This window comes from Streptomyces sp. LaPpAH-108, assembly GCF_000373625.1.
Lineage (GTDB): Bacteria > Actinomycetota > Actinomycetes > Streptomycetales > Streptomycetaceae > Streptomyces.
The window spans coordinates 114,785-127,640 of record NZ_KB891996.1; the positions used below are offsets into that span (position 1 = coordinate 114,785).

The following is a 12,856-nucleotide window of genomic DNA, read 5'->3' on the forward strand; positions in this document are numbered from 1 at the left end:
AGCTCACTCCCCCGCAGCCGAGGACACCGGCACCGCACGCGCGAAACCGCCGTCCACCATCAGACCCGCCACCGTCTCCAGCTCCGGCGGATCGCCCGCGAGCCGCGACAGGAACGCGTCGAAGTCGTCACCGCACGGCAGCAGCAGCCGCTCCACCCGCTCCGCCGGAGACCACGCCGGATCCACGTCCCGTACGTCGTCGTACGCGCAGAACCACACCGAACCGGCCCGCTCGCCCCGGACCTTCACCGCGAGCAGACCGCCCTGCACGAACCCGATGCCCAGGTAATCCTTCGTCAGATGGTCGCGCAGACACTTGTTGACGTACACCAGGTCGTTGACCGCCGCCTCGTCCCGCACCGTGAAGAACGGCTGGTCCACCAGCAGCCCCAGCTCCGCGTCCAGCGCCGCGCCCACCGGAGCGCAGCCGCCCGCCGCCTTCAGGAACGAGCGGTAGGCGCCCGGCAGCCGGTACCCGAGGTCCTCCTCGACCCCCTGCACCTGTGACTCCGTCACCGCCACCCCCGACTTGGGCAGCCCGAAGTGCGCCGGACGCGTCTCCGGCAACGGCCGCGTGCCCCGCTTGTCGTGGTCCACCACCGCCGTCGCCAGACCGCCGTGATGCCGCAGCAGCGCCTTCACCTCGACCGGGACCAGCTCCAGACGGCGCGAGGCCGCCACGTGATGCCACGTCCAGCCGTGCGGCGTCGCCACGTCCGGCACCGTGTCCCACAGCTCATGCCCCGAGGCCGCCAGCGCCGCGTTCGCCGACACATAGTCCGTCAGCCGCAACTCGTCGACCCCGAAACCCTCCGGCGGGTCCGCGATCTCCGCCGCCGCGCGCGCGTACGGCCCGAAATCGGGATAGCCGCGCTCGTCGACCCGTACCCCTCGCGGATGACGCGCCGCCCGCACCGGGTCCGGGAAGTGCACGACCTGCCCGGCATAGGCCGCGTTCGGCGGCGCGGCCTCCTGCCCGAGCCGACCTGTCGTCATGGCGGTTGCCCCCTGCGGCACTCTGTACGAGCCGGCGCCCGCGCCCACGACCGGCGCACCCCGACCCGTATCCGACTGTCTCAGGCGTCACCGACGCCTCGACCGCGACCAGCGCGGTGCCGACAGCCTATGCCGTACGCGCACACCGGTCACCGGGCCGCCGGACCACCACCCCGAGGCCCCCCGGACCTCTCTCCCCGCACGACATACAGTCACACAGCGTCACGACTCTGGCGTGTCGCGGCGCCCCAGCTTCCGCAGCCGCCACGGCATTTGGCACTCTGTGTCCCTCGGGGGAGCCCCAGGGGAGGGAAAGACGATCATGAACACGATGGCCACCAAGAGCACCGACACGCCCTCCGGCGACCCCCGCATCGGCTGGAGCGCCACCGACGCACCCCCCGCCCCCACCCTCCACCACCGCCGCGACGGCATCCTCCCCACCATCGCCGCCGCCCTCTCCGTACGCGGCGAAACCCTCACCGGCACCGCCGCCCGCGGCGACCGGCCCCCCGCGCTGCACCCCCTCGTCCAGGACTTCCTCGACACCCTCACCAGCAACCAGCGCGACCGCTTCACCGGCCGCTGCGCCGAAACGATCCTCATCTCCCGGCACCTCACCGCCATCGAGGCCACCCGCAGCAAACGCGCCGCCCGCAGACCCCTCACCAACGGCGAAGCCCGCAAATCCCTCAAGCAGGCCAAACTCACCGCCCGCCGCATACGCGAGGACGGCGACCCCCTGCACGGCAGCTTCGCCACCCCCTGCCGCGCCTGCACCGCCCTCAGCGCCCACTTCGGCGTCCGCATCGTCGACCCGGCCACCGGCGCCCACTGACACCACCGGCCCCACCGGTCACCGGAACCACCACCCGCACGACGACCGCACGCACGACGATCGAAGGCACATGCACCCCAACCGCACCACCACCCACGGCACCACCACACTCGGCCAGCCACCGGCCACCCCCCGCTTCCCCGGAGCCGCCGACAACGCCCTGCGCACCGCGGGCTGGCACCCCGGACGCTGGGACATAAAACAGGCCGAGATCTGGGCCGACACCCTGCGCGAACACCTCTCCCCCGCCGGACACCGCCACACCGTCTTCCCCGCCGCCGTCGAAGCCTGGGCCGAATTCGGCGGACTCCACATCACCCCCACCGGCACCGGACGCCAGGTCGCCCCCGCCACCCTCCACCTCGACCCCCTGCACGGCCTCCACCTCGCCCGCACCCTCGGCGACCTCGGCCGCGCCCTCGGCACCGAGGTCAGCCCCCTCGGCGAGGAGACCGCCACCGCCGCCCTCCTCGCCATCGACGCCGAAGGCCGCGTCTACGCCCTCGACCACAGCGGCGACTGGTACCTCGGCCCCGACATCGACCACGCCCTGGCCACGCTGATCATGGGCACCCATCCGGTACGGCTGACGGTGGGCTGAGCGCGCGCGGGGCCGCAGGACGGGGGCCGCAGGGGCTCAGGGCTCAGGGTCAGCCACGCGACACCGCGACGGACGCGACAGGGCGCCCCCTCACACCGCCGGAATCACCGCCGACACCCGGAAGCCGCCCTTCTCCGTCGGCCCCGACACGAACACGCCCCCCAGCGCCAGCACCCGCTCCCGCATCCCCAGCAGACCATTGCCACCCGACGGCAGCCCCGCCGCCGACGCCGACGCCACCTCCGGCGGAGACTCGTTCTCCACCTGCATCGCGATCTCCGCCCGCCGGTGCGCCAGCCGCACGATCGTCCGCGCACCCGCCGCATGCTTGTGCACGTTCGTCAACGCCTCCTGCACCACCCGGTACGCCGTCTGCTCCACCTCCGCCGCATACGAGCGCGCCTCGCCCTCCACCGACAGGGCCACCACCATCCCCGCCTGCGCGGACTGCCCCACCAGCTCCTCCAGCTCCGCCAGACTCGGGCCGTCAAGGACCTCCTCGGCAGCCGCCCGCGACGCCGCCTCCGCAGCCGCCACCCCCACCGCCGCCAACGGCACCGGCTCCGCCGCCCGCCGCACCGCGTCCCCCGACCGCAGCACGCCCAGCATCTCCCGCAACTCCGTCAACGCCTGCCGGCCCATGTCCCCCACCAGCGCCGCGTTCCGCACCGCCTTCTCCGGGTCCTTACGGGCCACCGCCTGCAACGCCGCCGCGTGCACCACCATCAGACTCACCCGGTGCGCCACCACGTCGTGCATCTCCCGGGCGATCCGCGTCCGCTCCTCGCCCCGCGCCCACTCCGCCCGCTCCTCGGCCCGCTCCGCGAGCAACTGAAGCTCCCGCTCCAAGCTGTCCGCCCGCTCCCGCAAGCTCTCCATCAACCGGCGCCGCGCCCCCACGTACAACCCGAGCAGCAGCGGCGGCGCCGTCAGCCCCAGCGACGTCGTGACCGCCGCGAACGGCACGAACCAGTCGCCGAGCGTCAGATCACCCCGCGCCATGTCCTGCCGCACCCGCACGAACGTCACGATCATCGTGCCCACCAGCGACATGCCCGCGAGGGCCACGATGATCCGGCGCGGCAGCTCGCACGCCGCCAGCGTGTACAGCCCCACGATGCCCATCAGGAAGCCCATCTGGGCCGGGGTGATCGCGATCGCGACGAGCACGACGACCACCGGCCACTTCCTGCGCACCAGCAGCACCGCACCGGCCAGCAGCCCGAACACGATCCCCACCGACAGCGGCACACCCGCGTCCCGGGCGAACGGAACACCCTCCGCGCCGCACTCCACGGCGGACACCAGGGCGAGCGCCCCGTCCAGCGCCGCGCCGCGCCGCCTCTCCCACCACCATGGGCCGGTCAGGGCCCTGGCGCGGTCTTCCCCCGTCGTGGTCATGCCTCCAGCCTACGGGCGCCGAGGGCGGCTTTTCCGGCGAGTTTCACCCTCCGCCCGGATCACACACCGTAATCGAATGTCCTCGAAACCATCTGAAATCGCTCGAACTACTGAACCCCGGCCCTTCACCACCGGACCTACCCGTTCCGCCCGGACGGTATGCACATGGCACATTCACTGGGCAACGGCGGGCGGTACGCGGACTTCGACACGTTGCGAGCGCGAGCGGTCGCGCTGCGCCGCGCGGGGCTCAGCCTCCGGCAGATCCGCGACGAACTGAAGATCTTCAACAACGACCTCCTCAACCGCCTCGTCCACGGCGAGCCCCCTCCGGAGTGGACGAAACGCCCGAACGCGAAGGACGACCTGCGCGAACGGGCCCGAGAGCTGCGCCTCCAGGGCTGGACGTACGACCAGATCCAACTGGAACTGGGCTGCTCCAGAAGCTCGGTGTCCCTGTGGGTACGGGACCTGCCGAGGCCGGAGCGCCGCACCCCCGAGGAGGCGTCGGCCATCGCCCGCAAGGGCTGGGAGGCACGGCTGCGCGTCCGCGACGAGGAACGCCGGCGCACGAAGGAACAGGCCGCGCACGACGTGGGCGCCCTGTCGGAGCGCGAGCTGTTCCTGATCGGCATCGGGCTCTACTGGGCCGAGGGCGCCAAGGACAAGCCGTACGACCGCCGCGAGAACGTCACCTTCGTCAACAGCGATCCCGGCATGATCGAGGTCTTCCTCGCCTGGCTGGACCTGGTCGGGGTGGCGCGCGAGCGGCTGCGGTTCATGGTGCTCATCCACGAGAGCGCGGACGTCCCGGCCGCCGAGCGCTACTGGGCGGATCTCGTGGGCGCCGATCCCTCCGCCTTCAACAAGACGGGCCTCAAGCGTCACAACCCCAAGACGGTCCGGAAGAACACCGGTGAGGGCTACCGGGGCTGCCTCGTCGTCAAAGTGCTGAAAGGTGCCGACTTGTACCGTCGCATTGAGGGGTCCTGGTACGGCATAGTGGAGGCCGCGCGCGAGGTCGATCAATTGAATCGGACATAGCGCACCAACCATCCCGGATCGTCTAAGGGCAGGACAAACGGTTTTGGTCCGTTGAATGAGGGTTCGAATCCTTCTCCGGGAGCCCACAGCGCACATATCCCAGGTTCGGGTCCTGACCGGTATCTCACCGGCAGGACCCGCTCTCATGTCCCCCCGAATTCACCCCGGTATCCTGCGCTCGTCACCCCCCACACCCTTCATGAGCCGAAAGGCAACCCCGTGAGCGCCATTCGCCCGGCAGCCGTCGTCGTTCTCGCAGCGGGTGAGGGCACCCGTATGAAGTCCGCCACACCGAAGGTGCTGCACGAGATCTGCGGCCGTTCGCTGGTGGGGCACGTGCTGGCCGCCTCCCGTGAGCTGGACCCGGAGCACCTCGTCGTCGTCGTGGGCCACGCCCGTGAGCAGGTCACCGCGCACCTGGCGGAGATCGACCCCGGTGTCCGCACCGCCGTGCAGGAGCAGCAGAACGGCACCGGGCACGCGGTGCGGATGGCGCTGGAGGAGCTGGGCGGCCCCCTGGAGGGCACCGTCGTCGTCGTGTGCGGCGACACCCCGCTGCTCACGGCCGGCACCCTGCGGGAGCTGGCCGGTACGCACCACGCCGACGGCAACGCGGTGACCGTGCTGACCGCCGAGGTCCCGGACGCGACCGGGTACGGCCGGATCGTGCGGGACGAGACGACCGGCGCGGTGACGGCGATCGTGGAGCACAAGGACGCGACAGAGGCGCAGCGGGCGCTCCGGGAGATCAACAGCGGTGTGTTCGCGTTCGACGGCCCGCTGCTGGCGGACGCGCTGAAGCAGGTGCGTACGGACAACAGCCAGGGCGAGGAGTACCTGACGGACGTGCTCGGCATTCTGCGGGAGGCCGGGCACCGGGTGGGTGCCTCGGTGGCCGGGGATCACCGGGAGATCGCCGGGATCAACAACCGGGTGCAGCTGGCGGAGGCGCGCCGGACGCTGAACGACCGTGTGGTGACGGCCGCGATGCTGGACGGTGTGACGGTGGTGGATCCGGCGACGACGTGGGTGGATGTGACGGTCACGTTCGGCCGGGACGCGCTGGTGCACCCGGGGACGCAGCTGACGGGTGCGACGCATGTCGGCGAGGGCGCGGAGGTCGGTCCGAACAGCCGGCTGAACGACACGCACGTGGGCGCGGGTGCGCGGCTGGACAACACGGTGTCGGACGGTGCCCGGGTCGGGGAGGGCGCGTCGGTGGGTCCGTTCGCGTATCTGCGGCCGGGGACGCGGCTCGGTGTGAAGTCCAAGATCGGGACGTATGTGGAGACGAAGAACGCGTCGATCGGTGAGGGGACGAAGGTTCCGCATCTGTCGTACGTGGGGGACGCGACGATCGGTGATTTCACGAACATCGGGGCGGCGAGCGTGTTCGTGAACTACGACGGTCAGGACAAGCATCACTCGGTGATCGGGTCGCATTGCCGGACGGGGGCGGACAACATGTTTGTGGCGCCTGTCACGGTCGGGGACGGTGCGTACACCGCCGCGGGGTCCGTGATCGTCAAGGATGTGCCGGCCGGTTCGCTGGCCGTGGCGCGTGGCCAGCAGCGCAATATCGAAGGCTGGGTGGCCCGTAAGCGGCCCGGGAGCGCGGCGGCGAAGGCGGCCGGTGCGGTGTCCCGTCCGGCCGGTGACGAGGGCTGACGGGGCCGGGGCAGGTCTCGTCCGGCCCCCTTCCGGACACGAGTGCGTCAAACACGGCGTACCGTGATAAGTGCACACCCGCACCCCCTACCAGCTGATTCGGCCCTCTCGTGCCCAGCCGAGAGGCCGCTTGGCCGAGGCTGGCTGACACACCTCTGAGGAGACAGTGCTGTGACCGGGATCAAGACGACCGGCGAGAAGAAGATGATGTTCTTCTCCGGCCGCGCCCACCCCGAGCTTGCCGAGGAGGTCGCCCGCGAGCTCGGTGTCGGGGTCGTCCCGACGAAGGCGTTCGACTTCGCCAACGGTGAGATCTACGTTCGCTATCAGGAGTCGGCGCGTGGCGCGGACTGCTTTCTGATCCAGAGCCACACGGCCCCGATCAACAAGTGGATCATGGAGCAGCTGATCATGATCGACGCGCTGAAGCGCGCGTCGGCCCGCTCCATCACGGTGATCGTGCCGTTCTACGGTTACGCGCGTCAGGACAAGAAGCACCGTGGCCGTGAGCCGATCTCGGCGCGGCTGATCGCGGATCTGATGAAGACGGCGGGTGCGGACCGCATCCTGACGGTGGATCTGCACACGGACCAGATCCAGGGCTTCTTCGACGGTCCGGTGGACCATCTGTTCGCGCTGCCGCTGCTGGCGGACTACGTGGGCTCCAAGGTGGACCGTGACAAGCTCACGGTCGTGTCGCCGGACGCGGGCCGGGTGCGGGTGGCGGACCGCTGGTGCGACCGGCTCGGTGCGCCGCTGGCGATCGTGCACAAGCGGCGCGACAAGGACGTGGCGAACCAGGTCACGGTCCATGAGGTCGTGGGTGAGGTCAAGGGCCGGGTGTGTGTGCTGGTCGACGACATGATCGACACGGGTGGCACGATCTGTGCGGCGGCGGACGCGCTGTTCGCGCACGGTGCCGAGGACGTGATCGTGACGGCGACGCACGGTGTGCTGTCGGGTCCGGCGGTGGACCGGCTGAAGAACTCGCGGGTGAGCGAGTTCGTGTTCACGGACACGCTGCCGACGCCGGGTGAGCTGGCGGCGGATCTGGAGAAGATCACGGTGCTGTCGATCGCGCCGACGATCGCGAACGCGGTGCGTGAGGTGTTCGAGGACGGCTCGGTGACGAGCCTCTTCGACGAGCAGTGAGGTTTCCGCTGGCCCGTCTCGCGGGCTAGTGGATGATCCTTTTGGGTGCGGCCTTCCGGCCGAGTAGACTGCGACAGTTGCTCGGCGAGGGAGGCCGCACTCGTGTTTTTCGCGAGGTGGCTGTCCGTTATCGACGCGCTCTTCGTAGCAGGCCGTTCGTGGCCGGGTGACCACGTCCCTACTACCTCTACGAGGAGTGATTCACATGTCCGAGGTGAAGATCGCCGCCGAGACCCGCACCGAGTTCGGCAAGGGTGCGGCCCGCCGCATCCGCCGTGACAGCAAGGTTCCCGGTGTGCTCTACGGCCACGGCTCCGACCCGCTGCACCTGACCCTCCCGGGCCACGAGCTGCTGCTGGCGCTGCGTACGCCGAACGTCCTGATCGCCCTGGACATCGACGGCAAGACCAACGAGCTGGCGATCCCGAAGGCCGTCCAGCGTGACGCCATCAAGGGCTTCCTGGAGCACGTCGACCTGCAGCTGGTCAAGCGCGGCGAGAAGGTCAACGTCGAGATCCCGGTCGTCGCCGAGGGCGAGCTGGCCCCGGGCGGCAACCTGCTCGAGCACGTGCTGAACGCCCTGCCGGTCGAGGCCGAGGCCACGCACATCCCCGAGTCCGTGACGGTCTCCGTCGAGGGCCTGGAGGCCGGTGCCTCGATCCACGCCAAGGACATCAAGCTGCCGGCCGGTGTCTCGCTGGCCGTCGAGGGCGACGCCGTCGTCCTGCAGGTCCTGGCCGCCCAGGCCGAGGAGGTCTCCCCGGAGGCCGAGGCCGCCGAGGGTGACGAGGCCGCCGAGGCCTGAGTCGGCCCGGTTCTGCCGCCGCGTCCGTGGCGGTAGCCGTATTCGCTCCAGCCGCTGCTTCCCTAAGGGTGTTCCCTTGGGGGAGCAGCGGCTGTCGCACGTGAGGAGACAGGGACGTGAGCACGTCCGAGAGTGCCCCCTGGCTGGTCGTCGGGCTCGGCAATCCGGGTCCTGAGTACGCGATGAACCGGCACAACGTCGGTTTCATGGTGGTGGATCTGCTCGCGGAGCGGATCGGCGGGAAGTTCAAGCGGGCGTCCAAGGCGCAGGCGCAGGTGCTGGAGGGCCGGATCGGTCCGGCGGGTCCGGGCAGCCGCCGGGTGATCCTGGCGAAGCCGATGTCGTTCATGAATCTGTCGGGCGGCCCGGTGAACGCGCTGCGGGACTTCTACAAGGTGCCGGTCGATCACATCGTGGCCGTGCACGACGAGCTGGACATCGACTACGCGACGCTGCGGCTGAAGCTGGGCGGCGGGGACAACGGGCACAACGGCCTGAAGTCGATGACGAAGGCGATGGGCGCGGACTATCACCGGGTGCGGTGCGGGATCGGCCGTCCGCCGGGGCGGATGCAGGTGGCGGACTTCGTGCTGAAGGACTTCGCGTCCACCGAGCGCAAGGAGCTGGACTGGTTCGTGGACCGGGCGGCGGACGCGGTGGAGTCGTTGGTGACGGAGGGTCTGGAGCGGGCGCAGTCGGCGTACAACTCCTGACTTGTCGGGTCTGCTCCGCAGCGGAGTTGACCGGTCGTAGGGGTATGGCCAATGATCCCGGCCATGCCTGCCAGAGCCAGTTCTGTCCGCCGGGCTTCCGTGACCGCGCTGGGGGTGGGGCGGGCCGTGCTGATGGGCATGTGCGCCGCGCTGATCCTCTTCGCCGGGGCATGGGGTTCCTGGGGCACCGCGCAGCACGTGATGCTGCCCAAGGGCCGTGAGCACGGCACGATGCGGGTGACGGAGTGTTCCGGCGACCGCTGTACGGGTCCGTTCACGCCGACGTCCGAGGGGGCGGTGCGGCGTGCGCGTGTGGTGCTGGCGAAGAGCGTCGCGGTGCGCGAGGGCCGGTCCTACGAGGTGACGGTGGAGCCCGGTACGGACGTGGTGGTGCGTTCGGGGCTCTCGGGGACGCTGTTCGCGTGGCTGCCGCTGGGCGGGGCGCTGGTGCTGGCCTCGGTGGTGGTGGCGGGCGGGATGCGGCTGACGCGGACCGGCTGGGTGCTGGCGGGGCTGGGTGTGGCGCTGCTGACGGGGGCGTTCGTGACGGCGCAGTGACGTACGCGTGCGTCCCCTGACCTGTGCGCCCCCTGATCTGGATGTGCCGGTGCCCCCGGAGCCTTTCGGTCTCCGGGGGCACCGTCGTGTGTACGGCGGGGTGGTCAGCCGGTGTTGCGCAGGCCCGCCGCGACGCCGTTGACGGTCAGGAGCAGGGCGCGGGCGAGGAGCGGGTCGGGTTCGGCGCCCTCGGCGACCGCGTCGCGCTGGCGCTTGAGCAGGGCGACCTGGAGGTAGGAGATCGGGTCGAGGTAGGCGTCGCGGATGGCGAAGGTCTGCCGCAGCACGGGCTGGGCGTCGAGGAGTTCGCTCTCGCCGGTGATGCGCAGGATCTCGGCGACGGTGAGGTCGTGCTCGGCGCGGATGGTGTCGAAGACGTGCCGCAGGTTCTCGGGCACGAGGGTGTCGACGTAGTGTCCGGCGATGCGCAGGTCGGTCTTGGCGAGGGTCATCTCGACGTTGGAGATGAAGTTGCGGAAGAAGTGCCACTGCTCGTGCATCTCGTCGAGCACGGTGTCCAGGCCCGCCTCGCGCAGGGCCTTGAGGCCGGAGCCGACGCCGAACCAGCCGGGGACGATCTGCCGGGACTGGGTCCAGCCGAACACCCAGGGGATGGCGCGCAGTCCGTCGAGGGAGACGCCGGAGCCGGGGCGGCGGGAGGGCCGCGAGCCCAGGTGCAGGTCGGCGAGCTGGTCGACCGGGGTGGAGGCGAGGAAGTACGTCGGCAGGTCGGGGTCCTCGACCAGCTCGCGGTAGGCGGAGTGGGCGGCGTCGGAGACCACGTCCATGGCCGCGTCCCAGCGGGCCAGGGCCTCGTCGGACTGGCGGGGCGCGGTGTGCAGGGCGGACGCCTGGAGGGTGGCGGCGACCGTCAGCTCCAGGTTCTCCCGGGCCAGCGAGGGGATCAGGTACTTGTCGGAGATGACCTCGCCCTGCTCGGTGACCTTGATCTCGCCCTCCAGGGTGCCCCAGGGCTGGGCGAGGATCGCGTCGTGCGAGGGGCCGCCGCCGCGGCCGACGGTGCCGCCGCGGCCGTGGAAGAGGCGCAGGCGGACGCCGTAGCGGTGGGCGACGTCGCGCAGGCGGCGCTGGGCGCGGTGGATCTCCCACTGGCTGGTGGTGATGCCGCCGAACTTGGAGGAGTCGGAGTAGCCGAGCATGACCTCCTGGACGTCTCCGCGCAGCGCGACCAGGCGCCGGTAGGAGGGGTCGGAGAGCATGTCCTCCAGGATGGTGTCGGCGGCCTTCAGCTCGTCGGTGGTCTCCAGGAGGGGGACGATGCCGATCTTGGCCCAGCCCGCGTGCAGGTCGAGCAGTCCGGCCTCGCGGGCCAGGACGGTGGCGGCGAAGACGTCGTCGGCGCCCTGGCACATGGAGATGATGTACGACTCGATGACCTCGGGTCCGAAGACCTCCAGGGCGCGCTTGACGGTCTGGAAGACGCCGAGGGTCTTGGCGGCTGCCGCGTCGACGGGGGCCGGGCTCGGGGCGAGCGGGCGGCGCGAGCGCAGCTCCTTGGCCAGCAGCTTGGCGCGGTAGTCGCGGGGCATGTCGGCGTAGCGCCAGGACTCCTCGCCGAGGCGGTCGAAGAGCTGGCCGAGGGCGTGGTGGTGGGCGTCGGCGTGCTCGCGGACGTCCATGGTGGCGAGCTGGAGGCCGAAGGCGGCCAGGGTGCGGATGACGCGGGCGAGGCGGCCGTCGGCGAAGAGGGCGCCCCGGTGGGCGCGCAGGGAGGTCTGGATGATCCGCAGGTCGTCGAGGAGTTCGGCGGTGCCGAGGTAGTCGCGGCCCTCCTGGTGGGGGGTGTCGCGGGCCAGGCGCTGCTTGGTGTTCTCCAGCTTCTGGCGGATCGCGGTGGCCTTGAGCCGGTAGGGCTCCTCGGCGTTGAGGCGCTTGTAGCGGGGGCTGATCTCGGGCAGGCGCTCCAGGTCGGCGTCGAGGGAGGTGAGCAGTTCCTCGGTGGCGCCGGTGTAGCGGATGGAGTTGGAGAGCAGTCCGCGCAGCTCGTCGATCATCTCCAGGGCGTCGTTGATGCCGTGCTCGTGCTGGAGGATGAGGACGTCCCAGGTGACCTGGGGGGTGACGTTGGGGTTGCCGTCGCGGTCGCCGCCGATCCAGGTGCCGAAGGTGAGCGGCCGGGTGTCGTCGGGCAGCTCCACGCCGACGCGTTCCAGCTCGGCGGTGAGGTCTTCCAGGACGTCCCCGACGGCGTGCGCGTGCAGCTCGTCCAGGTAGTAGATGGCGTTGCGGGCCTCGTCGGTGGGCTCGGGGCGTACGACGCGCAGTTCGTCGGTCTGCCAGACGAGGTCGATGTTCTCGGCGAGGCGCACGTCGTGGCGGCGGCGGTCGGAGTCGAGGACGGGGGTGTCCAGGAGTTCGGCGACGCGCCGGAGCTTGTTGAGGACGGAGCGGCGGGCGGCCTCGGTGGGGTGCGCGGTGAAGACGGGCCGCACGTTGAGGTTGCGGACGGTCTCGCGGACGTGCTCGGGGTCGGCGTCCTTGAGGCGGTCGGCGGTGCGGGCGATCAGGCCGCCCTCGGCGGCGCGGCGGGCGCGCAGCTCGCGGCCTCGGTGCACCTGCTCGGTGACGTTGGCCAGGTGGAAGTAGGTGGAGAAGGCGCGCACGAGCTTGGCGGCGGTCTCCAGTTCGGTGCCGCGCAGCAGCTCGGCGGCGGCCTCCCCGTCCTCGCGGGTCAGGCGGCGGACCTTCTCGACCAGTTCCAGGAGTTCGGGGCCCTCCTGCCGTACGAGGGTCTCGCCCAGCAGGTCGCCCAGGCGCCGGATGTCGGCGCGCAGTTCGCTGCCGGTCGTGGTGGTCTGGTCGTCGGCACTGCTCACAGGTGCGGCTCCTTGCAGTGTTGAAGCTCAACTGGGAGGGAACCCGGGGCATCCGGCCGTCGTGACGCAAAACGCCGCATACGGCCTGGAACGTCCGGGAAGTAAACAGAGCGGACCGCGCTGTCCGACCGCTTCCAAGGATAGGTGTCCACCGGGACGCGCAGGGTCTGGGGCCCTTGCCGCGCCCCGACTCGCTGCCATACTTACGACGCCGTAGGTTACGGAACCGTAGGGAAGTATTCC

The 12,856-nt window shown here is 70.8% G+C and carries 11 protein-coding genes and 1 tRNA gene; 9 read left to right on the plus strand and 3 right to left on the minus strand.

Annotated elements, in window-relative coordinates; all coding sequences use genetic code 11:
* Positions 1-3: 3 nt before the first annotated feature.
* Complete coding sequence (locus tag B079_RS0122730; RefSeq protein ID WP_018548145.1) at positions 4-996, minus strand: SMI1/KNR4 family protein; 993 nt, start codon at positions 994-996, stop codon at positions 4-6.
* A 322-nt stretch (positions 997-1,318) separates the two neighbouring features.
* On the opposite strand from B079_RS0122730, the gene B079_RS0122735 reads away from it, so the two are divergent.
* Both B079_RS0122735 and B079_RS0122740 read left to right on the plus strand, forming a co-directional pair.
* Positions 1,319-1,834: a YwqJ-related putative deaminase gene (locus B079_RS0122735; RefSeq protein ID WP_018548146.1), complete on the plus strand. Its 516-nt coding sequence runs from the start codon at positions 1,319-1,321 to the stop codon at positions 1,832-1,834.
* 70 nt (positions 1,835-1,904) lie between these two features.
* Positions 1,905-2,435, plus strand: a complete 531-nt coding sequence (locus B079_RS0122740) for an SUKH-3 domain-containing protein (protein ID WP_018548147.1) — start codon at positions 1,905-1,907, stop codon at positions 2,433-2,435.
* A gap of 90 nt (positions 2,436-2,525) precedes the next feature.
* On the opposite strand, the gene B079_RS0122745 is transcribed toward B079_RS0122740, so the two are convergent.
* Complete coding sequence (locus B079_RS0122745; protein ID WP_018548148.1) at positions 2,526-3,836, minus strand: sensor histidine kinase; 1,311 nt, start codon at positions 3,834-3,836, stop codon at positions 2,526-2,528.
* 165 nt (positions 3,837-4,001) lie between these two features.
* Here B079_RS0122745 and B079_RS0122750 point away from each other — a divergent pair, with 165 nt between their 5' ends.
* From B079_RS0122750 to B079_RS0122780, 7 genes are all read left to right on the plus strand, one after another.
* Complete coding sequence (locus B079_RS0122750; RefSeq protein WP_018548149.1) at positions 4,002-4,880, plus strand: hypothetical protein; 879 nt, start codon at positions 4,002-4,004, stop codon at positions 4,878-4,880.
* A gap of 11 nt (positions 4,881-4,891) precedes the next feature.
* Positions 4,892-4,962: transfer RNA gene (locus B079_RS0122755), tRNA-Gln, on the plus strand.
* 137 nt (positions 4,963-5,099) lie between these two features.
* Positions 5,100-6,548, plus strand: a complete 1,449-nt coding sequence (glmU, locus tag B079_RS0122760) for a bifunctional UDP-N-acetylglucosamine diphosphorylase/glucosamine-1-phosphate N-acetyltransferase GlmU (RefSeq protein ID WP_078496064.1) — start codon at positions 5,100-5,102, stop codon at positions 6,546-6,548.
* Positions 6,549-6,719: 171 nt separating this feature from the next.
* Positions 6,720-7,700 carry a ribose-phosphate diphosphokinase gene (locus tag B079_RS0122765; protein ID WP_018548151.1) on the plus strand — a complete coding sequence of 327 codons (981 nt, stop codon included), beginning with the start codon at positions 6,720-6,722 and terminating at the stop codon, positions 7,698-7,700.
* A gap of 205 nt (positions 7,701-7,905) precedes the next feature.
* Complete coding sequence (locus tag B079_RS0122770) at positions 7,906-8,505, plus strand: 50S ribosomal protein L25/general stress protein Ctc (protein WP_018548152.1); 600 nt, start codon at positions 7,906-7,908, stop codon at positions 8,503-8,505.
* Positions 8,506-8,621: 116 nt separating this feature from the next.
* A complete protein-coding gene (pth, locus tag B079_RS0122775; protein WP_018548153.1) occupies positions 8,622-9,218 on the plus strand; it encodes an aminoacyl-tRNA hydrolase in 597 nt (198 codons plus the stop codon).
* Between the two features lie 63 nt (positions 9,219-9,281).
* Positions 9,282-9,776 carry a hypothetical protein gene (locus B079_RS0122780; RefSeq protein WP_026248967.1) on the plus strand — a complete coding sequence of 165 codons (495 nt, stop codon included), beginning with the start codon at positions 9,282-9,284 and terminating at the stop codon, positions 9,774-9,776.
* A 104-nt stretch (positions 9,777-9,880) separates the two neighbouring features.
* Here B079_RS0122780 and ppc read toward each other — a convergent pair whose 3' ends face one another.
* On the minus strand, positions 9,881-12,613 hold the full coding sequence (gene ppc / locus B079_RS0122785; RefSeq protein ID WP_018548155.1) for a phosphoenolpyruvate carboxylase: 2,733 nt from the start codon (positions 12,611-12,613) through the stop codon (positions 9,881-9,883).
* Positions 12,614-12,856: the final 243 nt, after the last annotated feature.

Bases quoted from the DNA above. Each gene is read 5' to 3' on its own strand.
- B079_RS0122745 (WP_018548148.1), bottom strand. From the start codon at position 3,836: ATGACCACGACGGGGGAAGACCGCGCCAGGGCCCTGACCGGCCCATGG.
- B079_RS0122735 (WP_018548146.1), top strand. From the start codon at position 1,319: ATGAACACGATGGCCACCAAGAGCACCGACACGCCCTCCGGCGACCCC.
- B079_RS0122780 (WP_026248967.1), top strand. From the start codon at position 9,282: ATGCCTGCCAGAGCCAGTTCTGTCCGCCGGGCTTCCGTGACCGCGCTG.
- B079_RS0122770 (WP_018548152.1), top strand. From the start codon at position 7,906: ATGTCCGAGGTGAAGATCGCCGCCGAGACCCGCACCGAGTTCGGCAAG.
- B079_RS0122730 (WP_018548145.1), bottom strand. From the start codon at position 996: ATGACGACAGGTCGGCTCGGGCAGGAGGCCGCGCCGCCGAACGCGGCC.
- B079_RS0122740 (WP_018548147.1), top strand. From the start codon at position 1,905: ATGCACCCCAACCGCACCACCACCCACGGCACCACCACACTCGGCCAG.
- B079_RS0122750 (WP_018548149.1), top strand. From the start codon at position 4,002: ATGGCACATTCACTGGGCAACGGCGGGCGGTACGCGGACTTCGACACG.